A 16,532-nucleotide genomic window follows, 5' to 3' on the forward strand; every position below is an offset into this window, starting at 1 on the left:
CGTGGGTTCCCCGACCGTACTGACCGGTCTCGCCGTCGCCGACGCGACGAGCGAGCCCGTGCCGGCGACCGCGACGGTCGCCGGTGGTGCGGTGCGCGTCCAGACGCTCACCGGCGGGGCAGACCTCGGCGCGCACGTGGCCGGGGCCGCTCTGTTGCCCGGACTGGTCAACATGCACGACCACCTGCGGGCGTTCCTGCCCACCGGGCGCGCGTCCGAGGGGATGCCGCTCGCCACCGCGATCACCTCCTCGGCGGCTGCCCAAGCGGTCGCCGGGCAGGACGACTACCGGGCCCTGACCGCGTTGGGCGCCGCCCGTCAGGTCCACGCCGGCGTGACCACCGTCGTGGACCACGTGTACCCGCTGCACCGGGACGGCCTGCTCGAGGCGGTCGTCGAGGGACACCGGGCCGTCGGCCTGCGCGGGTACGTCGCGCTCGGGATCATGACCCGCGGTGCGGCGGATCTGTGCACCTCGGTGGAAGACGTGATCGGCCTCGCCGAGCGGGCGGCCGACGTACTGCTGCCCCGCGAGCAGCTCTACCTGGCGCCGGTCTCCATGCGGTCCAACGCCCCGGACGACTACGCGGTCGCGGCGCGGGCGGCCGAGCGGCTCGGCGTGCGGTTGTACACCCACATCGCCGAGACCCAGGCCGAGGTGGACGCCTGCCACGCCGAGCACGGGGTCCGGCCCGTGGAACTGCTCCACCACTCTGGCTTCCTGCGCCCCGGTACGGTCCTGGTCCACGGCGTCCGCCTCAGCGACGCCGAGATCGCCCTGATCGCAGGCAGCGGTGCAGTACTGGCGTACTGCCCCACGAACCACCTTCGCTTCGCGAAGGGGTTCGCGCCGGTCACCGACCTGCTCGCCGCGGGCGCCGCCGTCACGCTCGGCGTCGACGGCATGGAGAGCCCGTTCCACGAGATGCGCCAGGCGGTCTACGCCCAGGGGCAGGCAGCCGGTGACCCCGGCGCGCTGACCTCGGCCCAGGCCTTCGACATGGCCACCGGCGCCGGCGCCCGCGCCCTCGGGCTGCCGGAGGGGCTCGACGGCGCAGACCTGGTCCGCATCGACCTCACTGCACCGGCCCTGCAGCCCCTGGCGGACCCCGTGTGGTCCGTCGTCCACCGCGCCGCGCCCGCCCACGTCACCGACGTGGTCGTGGCCGGCCGGCACATCCTGCGCGACGGCGAGCTCACGGCTGCTGACGACGTCGCCATCGCCGAGGAGGCGGCCTCCGTGATCCGGAGTCTCGCCGCTCGCACCGGTTCCAGCGTCCCGCAGTTCTGGGACATCCCCTCCCGCACAGCTCCCCCTCAGTGAAGAGACAAGGAACGAAGAACATGAGCACTTCCTCTCCCCGCCTCAGCCGCCGTCAGCTGCTCGCCATCGGTGGCGGCGTCGCGTCCGGCCTCACCCTCGCCGCCTGCGGCACCGGCTCCGGTGGCGGCGGTGACGACCCGACCGGCGGCGGCTCCGGTTCCGGCGGTGGCACCCTGGAACTCTGGGCGAACGCGGCGATCGCCGGCGACTCCGACTCGGGTCTGCAGCGCGCCGTCCTGGCGTGGGGTGAGGCCAACGGCGTCACCGTGAACGTCCAGGGCATCCCCACCCAGGATCTCGTCCCGAAGCTGACCACCACGAGCAGTGGCGGGTCCGGCCCGGACGTGGCGATCGTGGACGTCTCCTCGGTGCCGCAGCTCGCGGCCGCGCAGGTGCTCGCCGACGTCACGGACCAGGCGAGCTCGGTGACCGGCGACTTCGGCGACGAGTTGCTCGCCAGCTCGAGCTACGACGGCAGCCTCTTCGGGCTCCCGTACACGACGAACAACGTGGGCCTCTACTACAACCGTGAGCTACTCGACGGTGCCGGCATCGCGGTGCCGACCACCTGGGACGAGCTGCGAGAGGCCGCGATCGAGCTCACGGGTGGGGACCAGTACGGGTACATGATGGGCGCCCAGGGTCAGGGTGCGTTCCTGTTCTGGCCGTGGCTCTGGCAGAACGGCGGGACCATCCTCAGCGAGGATCTCACCACCGCGACGTTCGCCGACGACCTGGGCCAGGAGGCCTTCGCGTTCTACGCCGGCCTCGCGGTCGGTGACAAGGTGGCACCGCCGGAGTTCGTCGGCTCCAACGCGAGCTGGGACCAGTACGTGGCTCCGTTCGTCCAGGGTCGCTGCGCCATGATGGCGATCGGGCCGTGGGGCACGGCGCCCGTCGTCGAGGGAAACCCGGAGCTGGACTGGGCGGTGGCTCCGCTGCCCGGCGGCGCCTCGCAGGCATCCGTCCTCGGCGGCGCGACGATCAGCGTCGGGCACAACTCCGGCCAGAGCGATCTGGCCTGGGAGCTCGTCAGCTGGCTGACCGCCTCCGACCAGATGCCCTACATCCAGGACACCGGCAACATCCCGGGCCGCCGGGACGTCATCGACTCCGACTGGGCCTCCGAGGATCCCGACCGGCTCGTGTTCGTCGAGCAGATGGAGGTCTCCAGGGCACGCCCGGCGCTGCCCGTCTGGGGCGACATCGAGTGGGGCGTCATGGCCAATATGTGGGACGCGGTGATCCAGGGGCAGCAGGCACCCGCCGACGCCCTGGCCGCTGCCGCCGAAGAGACCAATCAGAAGCTCTCCAGCTAGTCCGCCACCGAGCCGGTCGCCCCGCCCCTGGCGGCGACCGGCTCCGGACCCGAGCCAGGAAGACCATGGCAACCATCACCACTGAGCGCCCGCGCACGTCGCCCGAACACGCAGCCCACGCGCGCAAGCAGCGCGTCCGCAGGCAACGCCTCGCACCGATCCTCTACATCGGACCGGCCTTCGTGGCCATCGCACTGATCATCGGGTACCCGGTGTTCAACGCGATCGGCACCAGCTTCCTGAACGCGAGCCTGCTCGCGCCGGGGCAGGACACGTTCGCCGGGTTCGACAACTTCACGGGACTCTTCCGCGACCCGGCGTTCTGGGTCGTCATGGGCCGCACTCTGGTCTGGGCGGGCGCCGCGCTCATCGTGCAGGTCGGCCTCGGGCTCGTCATCGCGAACACGCTGAACAAGAAGCTGTTCGCCCGGGGTGCGATCCGGACCACGCTCATCGTGCCGTGGGTGGTGCCGACCGTGCTGGTCGCGCTGATCTGGCGGTTCCTCCTGGACCCGGTCTCCGGCCCCATCAACGAGATCCTGCGCGGCACCGGGCTCTGGGAGAACCCGCCGGTCTGGCTGGCCGACACCCGGTTCGTCCTCGGCGTCCTGGTCCTGATCAGTGCCTGGAAGTGGACGCCGTTCACCGCCGTGATCCTGCTCGCGGGGATGCAGCAGATCCCGCCGGAGCAGCACGAGGCCGCGATGATGGACGGCGCGAACGCCTGGCAGCGGTTCCGGAACGTGACCGTACCCGGCATCCGCACCTCGCTCGCGCTGGTCACGCTGACCACGATCTCCGGCGCGATCAACAACTTCAACGGCATCTGGCTGTTCACTCGCGGCGGTCCCGTGGGAGCCACGGAGATCCTGACCACGATGGCCTACCGGACCGCGTTCACCGAGTTCGACTTCGGCAAGGCCGCGGCCATCTCCGTGATCATCTTCGTGATGATGATGGCGGTCGCCGTCGTGTACTTCTACGTGGTCGAGGGACGCAAGGGAGACAAGCGGTGACCACCCCGACCACACGCCCGCGCCGCCGGGACCGGCGCTACGCCTCGCCCGGCGCCCACGCCTTCGCGATCCTGCTCCTGCTCGGCACTCTGCTGCCGTTCGCGTGGATGGTGCTGTCCGCGTTCAAGACCCCGATGGAGCTCAACGGCGTCGACAAGCGGCTGCTGCCCAGTGGGTTCTACCTCGGCAACTTCGAGAAGATCGCGGACACGAACTTCTTCACGTACTTCCTGAACTCGGTGATCGTCGCGGCGGCCACGACCACGATCGCCCTGCTGCTCGCGATCCTGGCGGGCTACGGCTTCGCCCGGTTCACGTTCATCGGGAACCGCGGCATGCTGCTCATCGTCGTGGCCGCACAGATGTTCCCGGCGGTCATGCTCGCGATCCCGCTGTTCATCACGGTCAAGACGCTCGGCCTGCTCGACTCGCTGACCGGCCTGATCCTGGTCTACATCTCGTTCGCGCTGCCGTTCTGTATCTGGCTGATGCGCAACTACTTCATGGCGGTACCGGTGGAGACCGAGGAAGCTGCCTTCATCGACGGCTGCTCCCGGTTCCGGGCGCTGTGGCAGGTGGTCCTGCCCCCGGCGATGCCCGGTGTGATGGCCGCGGCGGTGTTCACGATCATCCAGGTGTGGGAGGAGTTCCTCTACGCCAACACGTTCATCGACACCGACGCCAAGCGCACCCTGTCCGTGGGCCTGAACTCCCTGATCGGGGAGTTCACCACCGACTGGGGCCGCCTGCTGGCGGCCGGAGTGCTTGTGATGATCCCGGTGCTCGCCATCTTCGGATACCTGCAGCGGTACGTCACCCAGATCGCGGGCGGCGGGGTGAAGGGCTGAATGGCGGCACATCTCCTACGCGGCGCGCACCTGGCCTCCGGTGAACGCGTTGACGTCCGCATCGAGGGTGAACAGGTCGCCGCCGTGCTCCCCGCGGGCACGCCGGACAGCAGCACGGATGAACCCGCCGGCTCGAGCACGGATCTGACCGGGTACCTGCTCGCCGGGGCGTTCGTCGAGCCGCACGCGCACCTGGACAAGGTGTTCACCGCGGACCGGGTACCCACCGGTGACGGCACCCTCGCCGGGGCGATGGCCGGCTATCAGACGATCCTCGCGGACGCGTCCGATGCGGACGTGCAGTCCCGGGCGCGGCGCGCGCTGCGTACCCTTGTCTCCAACGGGACGACGGCGGTGCGCAGCCACGTCGGGTGCGGTCGCCTCCTCGGGGTGCGTGCGGTGCTCTCGCTCGTGGCCGTGCGGGAGGACCTGCGGGACCTCGTGGACCTGGAACTGGTCGCGCACGTCGGCGGCCCGGGCGCGGGGGAGACGTGGCGGGTGCACCGGCGCCGGCTGACCGACGCCCTCGACGCCGGGGCCGACGTCGTGGGCGGCAACCCCTCGAACGAGGCGGACCCGGTCGCGGCGCTGGAGGAGTGCGTCGCGGTCGCCGCCGAGCGTGGTGTGCCCGTGGACCTGCACGTCGACGAGACCACGGACCCTTCCATGCTGCTGCTGCGCCGCCTCGCCGTTCTGGCCACGCAGGTGGGCGTGCCGGTCACCGCGAGCCACTGCGTCTCGCTCGGCTTCCAGGATCCCGGCGTGGCCGCGGACGTGGCCGCCGAGGTCGCCGCGGCCGGGGTGTCCGTGGTGACCCTGCCGGCGACGAACCTCTACCTGCAGGGCCGCCGCACGTGGCCCCGGCCTCGGGGCCTGACCGCGGTCGACGCCCTCCTGGCGGCGGGGGTGCGCGTCGCGGCAGGTGGCGACAACGTGCGCGACCCGTTCAACCCGGCCGGCCGGCTCGACCCGCTCGAGACCGCGTCGCTGGCCGTCACCGCGGCGCACCAGAGCCCGGAGCGTGCCTGGTCGATGATCGGGACCGACGCCCGCGCCGTCATCGGCCACCCACCGGCCGGCCCCGTGCCAGGGGCGCGCGCGGACCTGGTCGCGATCCGCGCCGACTCCGTGGGCGACGCCGTCGCCCTCGCCTCGGCCGAGCGGCTCGTCTGGCGAGCCGGACGGCTCGTCGCACGCACCGCCGTCGACCGTTCCGGTCCCGTGCACGAGGTGACCGGATGAGCGTCGCCACCACCCGCCCCGGGTCGCTGTGGGCGATCGAGGAGATCCGCGCGGTCTTCGTGCTGTGCTTCGCGGGCCTGACCAGCTTCTCCATCACGCTCGCCGCGCTGCCTGCCTGGGCCGCCCAGCACGGCCACGCGGACACCGTGGTCGGCACCGTGACGGGGGTGATGCTCGGCGTCACCGTCCTCGTCCAGCTCTGCTCGGCCACGCTCATGCGCAGGTACTCCACGCGCACCCTGCTGATCGTGGGTTGTCTGCTGCTCGGCCTGCCGTCGCCGCTGTACCTGCTCGGCACCGATCTCTGGGCGCTGTATGCGATCTCCGCGGTGCGAGGTGTCGGGTTCGCCCTGGTCACGGTTGTCGGCGCGCTCGCGATCCCGCGCGCCGCCCCCGCGCACCGGCGGGGCGAGGCCATCGGCATCTTCGGCCTGGCGGCCGCGGTCCCGATGATGCTCGGCATCGCCGGCGGCGCCGCGCTGACCCTTGGCGGGTCTTTCGCCGTCGTCGCGACGCTCGGCTTCGTGCCGGTGGTGGCGCTGGTCGCGGCCCACCCTGTCTCCCGCACCCCGCTCGGTGGCCCGGCGAACGGATCCGGCCCCTGGCGGCGGGTCCTGCTTCCACTGCTGATCCCGGCCGCGGTGCTGCTCACCGTCACGGCCGCCGGGGGAGGTCTGGTCACGATCCTGCCGCTCCAGCTGCCCGCGGGCGGCACAGCCGGTACCGCGCTGCTCCTGTACGGGGCCGTGGGGATGGTGGCGCGATGGCGGATCGGCCATCTCACCGACCGGATCGGGCACCGCGGCCTGTACCCGCTGCTGCTGGTCGTCGGGGTCGCCGGCCTGATCCTGACCGCGCACGGCCTCGCAGGAGGAACGGTCGCCACGCTCATGGTGGGCGCCGCCCTGTTCGGGCTCACCTACGGCGGCATGCAGACGGTGCTGCTGGACCTGAGTTACAGCGCCGTGCCCGAGCAGGACGCGCCCACCGCGAGTGCGGTCTGGAACGCGGCGTTCGACGGCGGCACCGCGGCCGGAGCGTCCGTGCTCGGTTTCGCGGCCGGTACCGCCTGGAGCGGTGACGGCGCACTGCTCGCCGGTGCGGTAGCCGTCGCAGTCGTGGGCATCATGGGGCTCGCACCGGTGCTTGCGCGCCGGGCTCCCGCACCCACCGATCGAGAGGACACCCCGTGATCATCACCGACGTCAGGTGCGTCGAGTACGTGGGGCACATCGACGCCCCGGAGCCGATCTTCGCCGACCGGCTGCGCCGCCCGAGCGACGTGTACCCGGAGTTCCGCGCCGCCGGAGCGCAGGAGTTTCCCGAGGTGGCCCCGGGGCGGTACGAGATCCGATCGACTTTCCTGCACATCGAGACCGACACCGGCCTGGTCGGGAGCACCGCGCAACTGTCCGGCGAGCAGGCGTTCATCATCATGCGCACGCTCCGGCCGCTGCTGCTCGGCGCGGACCCGCTCGCGACCGAACGGATCTGGGACGTGCTGTACCGCTCCTCGATCCACGGCCGCCGGGGTGCCGGGATGGTGGCGCTCTCCGCCGTCGACTGCGCTCTCTGGGACCTTCGCGGCCAGCACCTCGCGGTGCCGGCGCACGTGCTCCTCGGCGGGCCCACCCGGACCGACATCCCGGCGTACGTGTCCACGCTGGGTGACAGCCTCGAGCTGAAGCAGGTCTCGGCCCGCACGGCCGACCTGGTCGAGCAGGGTTACCGCGGCCTGAAGTGGTTCCCGCGCTGGGGCCCCGAGGACGGGCGGGCCGGGTTGGACGCCGTCGTCGCACTCGTCGGCACCGTGCGGGACGCGGCGGGCCCGGACGTCGACATCATGCTCGACGCGTGGAGCGGGTGGGACGTGCCGTTCACCCTCGACGTCGCGCACGCCACCCGGGACCTGCGCGTGGCCTGGATCGAGGAGCCGCTGCTCGCGGACGAGGTGGCCGGCTACCGAACCCTGCGCAGCCGCCTGCCCGTCGGCGTCCGGATCGCCGGCGGCGAGCATGAGTACGGGCGCTGGGGCTACGCCGACCTGATCGCCACCGACACCCTCGACCTGTACCAGCCCGACCCGCACTGGGACGGTGGCATCTCCGAGACCACGAAGATCATGGCTCTGATCAGCGCGGCCGGCGGGCAGCTCATCCCGCACGGGCAGTCGCTGCAGTGCAACGCAGCGGTCTCGTTCGCGGCCTCGCCCGCCCTGATCCCGCAGATGGAGTACCTGCACCGGCTGATGCCGATGTACCAGCACTTCCTCGCCGCGCCGGTCCGTCCGGTCAACGGTCGCATCGCCGCGCCGACACGGCCCGGCCTCGGGATGGCGATCGATCCGGCGACCGTCGTCTCCGAGCGTGTGGTCGGGACCGGCGCATGAACACCACGAGCCCCACCGGCACCGTGCTGGTGTGCCTGTCCGCCTACCCGAGGGACCTGGTGGAGTCCTGGGTGGAGCGCGCCGCGCGTGTCGAGGTGGTGCTCGCCGACGGTGCCCCGATCGGGCACCTCCTCCCCGACCTCGAACGCGCGGACATCGTGGTCGGCGACGCGGCGCGGCGCTACCCCCTGGATGCCGCCGTGCTGGCCCGGATGGGGCGCTGCCGGCTGCTCGTGCACCCCGCTGTCGGGCTCGACGGCGTCGTGGACCTGGCCGCTGCGGCGGCCGCGGGCATCCGGGTCGTCAACGCTCCCGGCTACAACGCCGAGGCGGTCGCGGACTGGACCCTGCTGGCGATGCTGACCACCCTTCGGGACGGCGTCGGCGCGGACCGGGACCTGCGCAGCGACGGCTGGCACGCCCGCCCACTCGGCCGGGAGCTCGGCGCCATGACCGTGGGCATCGTCGGCTTCGGCGCGATCGGCCGCGCCGTGCACCGGCGGGTGCGAGGTTTCGGCGCCAGGGTGCTGTGCAGCGACCCGCGCCCGCTGACCGCCGCGGACGCCGAGGGGGCGACCCAGGTGGACCTCGACGAGCTGCTCGCCGGCAGCGACCTGGTCACTCTGCACGCCCCGCTCACCGACGGCACCCGGCACCTGCTCAACGCCGCCCGCCTGGCGGGCATGCGGGAGGGCAGCGTCCTCGTGAATGCCGCCCGCGGCGAACTCGTCGACGAGGCCGCGCTGGTCGACGCCCTCCGGGCCGGCCGCCCGGCGGCCGCGGCGCTGGACGTGTTCGCGACCGAGCCGCTGCCGGCGTTCAGCCCGTTGCTGGACCTGGACAACGTCTTCCTGACACCGCACATCGCCGCCGGCACCGAGCAGGCCCGCCAACGCGTGCGCGCGCTCGTGCGGGACGTGATCCGCGCCGAGCTCGACGCCACCTGACCTCCCCCGACCCGACGAACCCCCGAAGGAACACCATGCTGCGCCTGGGCTACAAGGCCTCCGCCGAGCAGTTCGCCCCCCGCGACCTGCTCGACTACACCGTGCTTGCCGAACAGGCCGGCTTCGACTCGGTCTTCGTCAGCGATCACCTCCAGCCGTGGCGCCACGACGGCGGCCACGCACCGGCCGCCCTGCCGTGGCTCGGTGCGGCGGCAGCCAGCACGGAGCGGGTGCTCCTGGGCACCAGCGTGCTGACGCCGACTCTGCGCTACCACCCCGGCGTCGTGGCGCAGGCTTTCGCGACGCTCGGCTGCCTGGCCCCCGGGCGGGTGATCCTCGGCGTCGGGTCCGGCGAGGCGATGAACGAGTCACCGCTCGGACTCGAGTGGCCGGCCGGCAAGGAGCGGTTCGCCCGGTTCAAGGAGGCCATTGCGCTGATCCAGGCGCTCTGGGCCGGTGAGCGGGTCACGATCGAGGGCAACTACTACAGCACCCGCAACGCGACCATCTACGACCTGCCCGAGTCTCCGGTGCCGATCTACATCGCGGCCTCGGGCCCCGCGGCCACCCGGCTGGCCGGCCGCCTCGGCGACGGGTTCATCTGCACGAGCGGGAAGGGCCGCGAGCTCTACACCGAGACGCTGCTGCCGGCGCTGGCCGACGGTGCCGCGAAGTCCGCGCGGACCCTCGCGGACCTGGACCTGACGATCGAGGTGAAGGTGTCCTTCGACACCGACCGTGCCCGCGCCATGGACGTCACCCGGAACTGGGGCGCGCTCGCGCTGACGTCGGAGGAGAAGACCGGTGTCGAGGACCCGGTCGAGATGCAGCGGCTCTCCGACGCCCTCCCGGTTGAGCGGACCGCGAGCCGATGGATCGTCTCCGACGACCCGGACGAGCACGTCGACGCGATCTGGGCCTACGTCGAGATGGGTTTCACGCACCTGGTGTTCCACGACCCCGGCGCGGACCAGGCCGCCTTCATCGAGCGCTACGCCGAGCACATCCTGCCCCGGCTCCGGGCTCGGGCGGTGCGCGAGGCCTGATGTACGCCGTCCTCGATGCGATCGCGAGTGAGCGGGAACCCTTCGCGCTCGCCACGGTCGTCTCCACCTGGAGCTCGGCGCCGCGCGAGAGTGGGGCGCGGATGCTCGTGCGCTCCGACGGGTCCGTGGTCGGGTCGGTGTCAGGCGGCTGCGTGGAGGGGGACGTCTATGCCCTCGCGGGCGAGGTCCTGGCCGACGGCGCACCTCGCCTCGTGCGGTACGGCGTCAGCGATGAGGTGGCTGGCGCAGTCGGGCTCACCTGCGGGGGGACGATCGAGGTGCTCGTCCAGCGGGTGGAGCCGGGCGATGGGTCCGCACCTGCCGGCGACGCCGACGCTGCAGCGGCAGCGCTGACGGCATTCGCAGCTGCCGTGGCGGCCGGACGCGCCACGGCCCTGGCCACCGTGGTCGACGGTGCCGAGGGTGCGGTGACCAGTCAGGGTGCCGTGCTGAGTGTCGACGACGTGGGCCGGGCGAGCGGGGCGACCGGGTCGGTCTGGCTGGACGCGGCACTGGCGGCCGACGCCGCGGCGGTGCTCGAGACCGGTCGGACCGCGGAGCTCACCTACGGGGTCGATGGGTCCCGGCAGGGCGTGGGTATCCGCGTGCTCGTCGACGTCGTCGCGCCGCCCCCGCGACTGATCGTCGCCGGGGTCACGGACTTCGCCGCCGCCGTGGTGTCGATGGCCAGGTTCCTCGGCTTCGAGGTGACCCTCTGTGACGCGCGGTCGGCCTTCGCCACCCGCGCACGGTTCCCGGACGCCCATGAGGTCGTGATCGACTGGCCGCACCGCTACCTGGCCGGCGAGCAGGCCGCGGGCCGGGTCGACGCTCGTACCGTGGTCCTCGTGCTCACTCACGACCCGAAGTTCGACGAGCCGCTGCTCGAGGTCGCGCTCGGCGCCGACGTCGGCTTCGTCGGGGCGATGGGCTCGCGCCGCACGCACGCCGATCGGCTCGAGCGCCTGCGCGAGCGCGGCCTCGACGAGCAAGCCCTCTCCCGGCTGCACTCACCGGTCGGGCTCGACCTGGCCGGCCGCAGCCCTCGTGAGACCGCCGTGTCGATCATGTCGCACGTCGTAGCGGCACGTGCGGGCGGGTCCGGTCGTCCGTTGGCGGAACTGAGCGGCCCGATCCACCGCGATGCGGGCGCGGGCAGGGACCCGGCTCCGCCGGCCTGACGCCGCGGCCGCTCAGGCCGGTAGGAGCACCGGCCGGTCGACGGCCGGCGGGGCCCATGAACTGCGGCCAGGGGTGGTCGCCGAGATCGAATCGCGGTGGTCCCGCCTCTGGCGTCGTCGGACGCCTCGCAGGGCCGGAACCCACCGCTAATCTGTGCAGATGCGCCGCATCCTGCCTGTCGCCGCCGCGTCCACGGCCCTCCTCCTGCTGACGTCCGCCTGCTCGGCGGCGAGCGGCGACGGTGACGACCTCGCCGTCGGGACGTCGGTCGAGGTGAGCGCCGGGGAGGCGGCGTCGCTCGCCGTGACCGTGACGGACGTTCGCGCAGGCACGGTCGAGGACCTGAGCACGATGGGTGTCGACGCGTCCTCGTTGGCGGGCCGGGTCCCGTGGTTCGTGACGGTCACCATGGGGCTGACGGAGGGCACGATCCAGGACGTCGACCGTGACCTGATGCCATCGCTCGCACCCGACCAGTGGTCCGGCGAGGTCTCGAACGGCGCCGATGCGCAGCCGTTGCAGGTGATCGGCGACTACGACTGCACCGTTGACGGCTCCGCGAACGCCGGCTTCACCGACGACGAGCCACTCGTCGACTGCGTGGCACTGCTGACCGCGGACTCCGCCGAGCTCGAGAGTGTCACTCTGATGGACGTCGGCACCTGGGTCGTCGCCGCGGGCTGAACCTCAGCGGGCGCCGGTGCGCACCGCATCCGGCTCGCGCACGTCCTCGTCCCGGCGCCGCAGACCGCGGCTGTGTCGCCGCCAGGCATCGACGGCGACGGTCGTGGTGGCCGCCAGGAACACCAGTTGCGCGATGGTGCGGGGAAGTAGCTCGTCCCACCAGGGCAGCGGGCCGCCCGAGAGGGCAAGGTGCACGTTCGCGGGGAACATGACGACGAGCAGTAGCGTCAGGCAACTGGCCGCCGCGGCCACCGTGCGCGGCCACAGCAGGCCGATCGCGCCGGCGATCTCGGCGAGACCGGTCAGCGTCACGACGAACTCGGGTGCGGGAACCCAGTCGGGCACCATCGCGATCATCTCTGGTCGCATGCCGACGAAGTGCGAACCACCGGTGAGCAGGAACATGGCCGCCAGGCCGCCACGGAGAGCGACGGCCGGGCGCCGCAGTGGTCGGACCCCGACCCGCCCGATGACCAGGAGCACGCCCGTCACCCCTACCAACACGATCACCGGTTCCATCTGTCCACTCCTGTGCTGAGAGTCGTTCGCGCGGCTCACCCGCCAACTTGTCACTGTCTAGATTAGGTGGCAAGACGGTAACTTGTCAATGACTAGTTCCGGTGAGGTGTGCCTCTGATAGCGATCGCGGTCGGCCGGTCGGCGCACTCTCTCGACGTCGAACAGATGTGCGATTAGACTCGGTCTGTGTTCGTCGGACCGACCATCCTGCACGCCGACCTGGACGCGTTCTACGCGTCGGTCGAGCAGTTGCTGGACCCTGCGCTGCGCGGCCGGCCGATCGCCGTCGGCGGCAGTGCGCACGGGGGCGTCGTGCTCGCGGCGTCGTACGAGGCGAAGGCGTTCGGCGTGCAGGGTGGGATGCCGGGCTGGCGGGCCGCCCGGCTGTGCCCGGAGCTGGTCTTCGTGCGCGGCAACTTCTCGAGGTACCAGCCGTTGGCTGACCAGGTCATGGACATCCTCGGGGACCTGACCCCGGCCGTGCAGCGGATCTCCATCGACGAGGCGTTCCTGGACGTGTCCGGTTCGGTGCACCTGTTCGGGCCGCCCGGTGTGATCGGCGCCCGGCTACGCGCCCGCGTGCGGGCCGAGGTCGGGCTCGCGATCTCGGTCGGGGCCGCCCGGACCAAGCACCTGGCGAAGGTCGCCTCCCAGGTGGCGAAGCCCGACGGGCTGGTGGTGGTGGAACCGGAGCGGGAGCGGGGGTTCCTCGATCCGTTGCCGGTCGCCCTGATGTGGGGCGTCGGACCGGTGACCCAGCAGCACCTGGCCGATCGTGGCATCCACACCATCGGCGAGCTCGGACAGGCCACCCCGGCCATGCTGCGCTCCCTGCTCGGCCCCGCCGCCGGCGAGCGGCTGCACGCCCTCGCCCACAACACCGACCCCCGGCGGGTGTCCGCGGGTCAGCGGGCCCGTTCCGTCGGCGCCCAGTCCGCGCTCGGACGGAGGGAGCCGACGGCGGAGCTCGTCCGATCCGTGCTCGGTCACCTGGCCGAGCGGGTCGGTGGGCGGATGCGCGCGAAGGACCGGGCCGGGCGCACCATCACCGTGCGGGTGCGCTTCGCAGGAATGCGGACCGTGACCCGCTCGAGCACCCTTGGCGCGCCCGTCTCGTCCACGCTCACGATCACCGAGGTGGCGGAGCGTCTCGTCTGGCAGGCGCTCGGCGACCAGGGGGAGCCGGTGCCCGAGGTGAGCCTGCTCGCGATCTCGGTCTCCAACCTCGGTCCCCAGCACGGCGTGCAGCTCGAACTGCCGCTCGGCACCGAGGACCCGTGGCGGCCCGGATCGGCGATCGGCTCGGCCCGGTGGGCGCTCGACGCCTCGATGGATGCGGCCCGGGCGCGGTTCGGCAGGAACGCGGTCGGCTACCTGCCGGCCACGCTGGGTCGGGGCGCAGGTGTGCCGGACGACTTCCGCGAGCTGGCCGAGAAGGATCTCGGGTGACGGCGGGTCACCGGGGCGCTGTCCCGGCCCGCCGCGCCGCCGGCCGGGTTCAGGACCTCACGGCCCGCTCGGCGAGGACCGCGGCCCCCTCGCCAGTGAGCTCCACGCAGTAGTCGGCGCGACCGGTCATCGCCATGATCAGTGCGAGCGTCGATCCGATCACGGGCGCGCCGGAGCCCGCCTCGAACTCGGAGTCGTCGGCCCGCAGGTGCAGTCCGCCGATCCGGCCCTTCGCCACGACCACCTGATCCGTGCCTGCGTAGTACCGGGCCAGCGTGACGAGCGTGTCGGTGGGGAAGGTCCGAACCAGGCCGAGCGGACGGCGGATGTCGCTGCCATGCACGATCGTCTCGCCGAGGATCGCCTGGCGCGGCAGCGGGGGAGTCGTGGTGCCGCCGCGGACGGCGTCGAAGCGCGCCAGCGTGTCCGCCCCGGACGACCCGAGCTGCTCGTCCAGGCGCATCCGGACCTGTTTGTCGAAGTCGAACCGGCACCGGACCACCCCGGCCAACCACCGGATGCCGTTCAGGCTGGCGCCCGCGGTCAGGTGGGCCAGCACTTCGCGCACGGTCAGGCCCGCGCACAGGGAGGGGGTCCGCCAGGCATCCTCGTCCAGGTCGGCGAGGTCGGCTGCGAGTGCCGCTCGTTCGGCGTGGATCAGGGGCCAGATGCCGGTCCGGTCGGTGCGCGCCACACCCGGTAGCCTCCCGCGGCCGGGTCACCGGTGTCCAGGGACCTTGGGCCCAGGGGGGTGTCACGTCCTCGGACGTAGCGTGGTCATAGGAGTGAAAGGTTCCGCCTCTGCGACCCGAAGGACCCATCCGATGCCTGCAGCTGAACATCGCCTCTCCACCTCCGTCCTCGTGATCGGGACGGGTGGCTCCGGACTGCGGGCGGCCATCGAGCTCGCCGAGTCCGGTGTCGATGTGCTCGCGGTCGGCAAGCGGCCCCGAATGGACGCCCACACCGCGCTCGCCGCCGGCGGGATCAACGCCGCGCTCGGCACCATGGACCCGCAGGACAGCTGGCGTCAGCACGCGGCCGACACCATCAAGGAGAGCTACTACCTGGCGAACCCGCACACCGTGGAGATCGTCACCAAGGGCGCTGGCCAGGGGATCGCGGACCTGGAGCGCTACGGCATGGCGTTCGCTCGCGAGGACGACGGCCGGATCTCGCAGCGGTACTTCGGCGCGCACACCTACCGCCGGACCGCGTTCGCCGGCGACTACACGGGCCTGGAGATCCAGCGGACCCTGGTCCGCCGCGCGGAGCAGCTCGACGTCCCGATCCTCGACGGGGTGTACATCACCCGGCTCCTGGTCCGTGACAACGTGGTCTTCGGCGCGTACGGGTTCGACCTCGAGGACGGCACCCGTTACCTCATCCACGCCGACGCCGTCATCCTCGCCGCCGGCGGGCACACCCGGATCTGGCGCCGCACGTCCTCCCGTCGGGACGAGAACACGGGCGACTCGTTCCGGCTCGCCGTGGAGGCCGGCGGCAGGCTGCGGGATCCCGAACTCGTGCAGTTCCACCCCTCCGGCATCCTCGAACCGCAGAACGCGGCCGGCACCCTCGTCTCCGAGGCGGCCCGTGGGGAGGGCGGGATCCTCCGCAACGGTCTCGGTGAGCGGTTCATGTCCCGCTACGACCCCGAGCGGATGGAACTGTCCACCCGGGACCGGGTGGCCCTGGCCGCCTACACCGAGATCAGCGAAGGCCGCGGCACCGCGAACGGCGGCGTCTGGCTCGACGTGTCCCATCTCCCGCGCGAGACGATCATGACCCGGCTGCCTCGGGTGTACCAGACCCTGTTGGAGCTGCAGATGCTCGACATCACGAAGAGCCCGATCGAGATCGCACCCACCGCGCACTACTCGATGGGCGGGGTCTGGGTGCGTCCGGAGGATCACGGCACCGACGTCGACGGGCTCTACGCGATCGGGGAGGCCTCCAGTGGGCTGCACGGCGCGAACAGGCTCGGCGGGAACTCCTTGATCGAACTCCTCGTGTTCGGGCGGATCGTCGGGCAGGCCGCGGCCGCGTATTCGGCCGGACTCGAGGCGCAGCACCGGTCCGCGGACGCCGTCGCCCGGGCCCGGTCCGAGATCGACGACCTGCTGGCCGCCGAGGGCTCGGAGAACGTGCGTGCCCTTCAGCGGGCGATCCGGAACACGATGACCGAGCACGCCGGCGTGGTCCGCTCCGAGGATGGCCTGCTCGCGGGCCTGGCCGAACTCGACGCGATCGAGGCGCGGATCGAGGACGTCGGGATCCACCCGGACATCGCCGGTTACGCCGATCTCGCCCACGCGTTCGACCTCAAGGCCTCCGCGCTGGCGGCCCGCGCGACCCTCGCGGCGGCGCTGGAGCGCCGGGAGTCCCGCGGGTGCCACAACCGCAGCGACTACCCGGACCAGGATCCGGCCCTGCAGGTCAACCTGGTCTGGTCCCCGGGGGCGGGCGTGGTCGCCGAGCCGGTCCCGCCTGTTTCGGCGGAGATCACCGAACTCATCGGGGACGTGAGCCAGGAAGGCAAACTCGTCGAGTAGCCGCCAAGATGG

15 protein-coding genes are annotated in these 16,532 nt (G+C 72.1%); 13 read left to right on the forward strand and 2 right to left on the reverse strand.

What is annotated here, in order from left to right:
* Position 1 precedes the first annotated feature (1 nt).
* The 11 genes from HALOF300_RS24540 to HALOF300_RS24590 all read left to right on the forward strand — a co-directional run bounded on the left by HALOF300_RS24540 (position 2) and on the right by HALOF300_RS24590 (position 11,997).
* The gene (locus HALOF300_RS24540) at positions 2–1,324 is read left to right on the forward strand and encodes an amidohydrolase family protein (RefSeq protein WP_156743502.1); all 1,323 of its coding nucleotides are present in this window, start codon (positions 2–4) and stop codon (positions 1,322–1,324) included.
* Positions 1,325–1,344: 20 nt separating this feature from the next.
* The gene (locus HALOF300_RS24545) at positions 1,345–2,643 is read left to right on the forward strand and encodes an ABC transporter substrate-binding protein (protein WP_156743503.1); all 1,299 of its coding nucleotides are present in this window, start codon (positions 1,345–1,347) and stop codon (positions 2,641–2,643) included.
* Between the two features lie 65 nt (positions 2,644–2,708).
* Positions 2,709–3,659 carry a carbohydrate ABC transporter permease gene (locus HALOF300_RS24550; protein WP_154794013.1) on the forward strand — a complete coding sequence of 317 codons (951 nt, stop codon included), beginning with the start codon at positions 2,709–2,711 and terminating at the stop codon, positions 3,657–3,659.
* Positions 3,656–4,507, forward strand: a complete 852-nt coding sequence (locus tag HALOF300_RS24555) for a carbohydrate ABC transporter permease (RefSeq protein WP_156743504.1) — start codon at positions 3,656–3,658, stop codon at positions 4,505–4,507. The genes HALOF300_RS24550 and HALOF300_RS24555 overlap by 4 nt, the downstream gene beginning before the upstream one ends.
* Entirely contained in the window at positions 4,508–5,749 is a 1,242-nt protein-coding gene (locus tag HALOF300_RS24560; protein WP_156743505.1) for an amidohydrolase family protein, read from the forward strand.
* Positions 5,746–6,942, forward strand: a complete 1,197-nt coding sequence (locus HALOF300_RS24565; RefSeq protein ID WP_156743506.1) for an MFS transporter — start codon at positions 5,746–5,748, stop codon at positions 6,940–6,942. The genes HALOF300_RS24560 and HALOF300_RS24565 overlap by 4 nt, the downstream gene beginning before the upstream one ends.
* Positions 6,939–8,138: an enolase C-terminal domain-like protein gene (locus HALOF300_RS24570; RefSeq protein ID WP_156743507.1), complete on the forward strand. Its 1,200-nt coding sequence runs from the start codon at positions 6,939–6,941 to the stop codon at positions 8,136–8,138. Before HALOF300_RS24565 ends, HALOF300_RS24570 begins: the two co-directional genes overlap by 4 nt.
* The gene (locus HALOF300_RS24575) at positions 8,135–9,085 is read left to right on the forward strand and encodes a 2-hydroxyacid dehydrogenase (RefSeq protein WP_156743508.1); all 951 of its coding nucleotides are present in this window, start codon (positions 8,135–8,137) and stop codon (positions 9,083–9,085) included. The genes HALOF300_RS24570 and HALOF300_RS24575 overlap by 4 nt, the downstream gene beginning before the upstream one ends.
* A gap of 35 nt (positions 9,086–9,120) precedes the next feature.
* A complete protein-coding gene (gene fgd, locus HALOF300_RS24580) occupies positions 9,121–10,131 on the forward strand; it encodes a glucose-6-phosphate dehydrogenase (coenzyme-F420) (protein WP_156743509.1) in 1,011 nt (336 codons plus the stop codon).
* A complete protein-coding gene (locus tag HALOF300_RS24585; RefSeq protein ID WP_156743510.1) occupies positions 10,131–11,312 on the forward strand; it encodes an XdhC family protein in 1,182 nt (393 codons plus the stop codon). Before fgd ends, HALOF300_RS24585 begins: the two co-directional genes overlap by 1 nt.
* 160 nt (positions 11,313–11,472) lie before the next feature.
* Positions 11,473–11,997: a hypothetical protein gene (locus tag HALOF300_RS24590; protein WP_156743511.1), complete on the forward strand. Its 525-nt coding sequence runs from the start codon at positions 11,473–11,475 to the stop codon at positions 11,995–11,997.
* Between the two features lie 3 nt (positions 11,998–12,000).
* Here the strand turns inward: HALOF300_RS24590 and HALOF300_RS24595 are convergent, their stop codons facing one another.
* Positions 12,001–12,516, reverse strand: a complete 516-nt coding sequence (locus HALOF300_RS24595; protein WP_156743512.1) for a DoxX family protein — start codon at positions 12,514–12,516, stop codon at positions 12,001–12,003.
* Between the two features lie 186 nt (positions 12,517–12,702).
* Here HALOF300_RS24595 and dinB point away from each other — a divergent pair, with 186 nt between their 5' ends.
* The gene (dinB, locus tag HALOF300_RS24600) at positions 12,703–13,965 is read left to right on the forward strand and encodes a DNA polymerase IV (RefSeq protein WP_156743513.1); all 1,263 of its coding nucleotides are present in this window, start codon (positions 12,703–12,705) and stop codon (positions 13,963–13,965) included.
* 49 nt (positions 13,966–14,014) lie between these two features.
* On the opposite strand, the gene HALOF300_RS24605 is transcribed toward dinB, so the two are convergent.
* Entirely contained in the window at positions 14,015–14,659 is a 645-nt protein-coding gene (locus HALOF300_RS24605) for a maleylpyruvate isomerase family mycothiol-dependent enzyme (RefSeq protein ID WP_156743514.1), read from the reverse strand.
* Between the two features lie 130 nt (positions 14,660–14,789).
* On the opposite strand from HALOF300_RS24605, the gene HALOF300_RS24610 reads away from it, so the two are divergent.
* Positions 14,790–16,520, forward strand: a complete 1,731-nt coding sequence (locus HALOF300_RS24610) for an L-aspartate oxidase (RefSeq protein ID WP_156743515.1) — start codon at positions 14,790–14,792, stop codon at positions 16,518–16,520.
* The last annotated feature ends 12 nt before the right edge of the window (positions 16,521–16,532 follow it).

Source organism: Occultella aeris (assembly GCF_902703175.1).
GTDB classification, from domain to species: Bacteria; Actinomycetota; Actinomycetes; order Actinomycetales; family Beutenbergiaceae; genus Occultella; species Occultella aeris.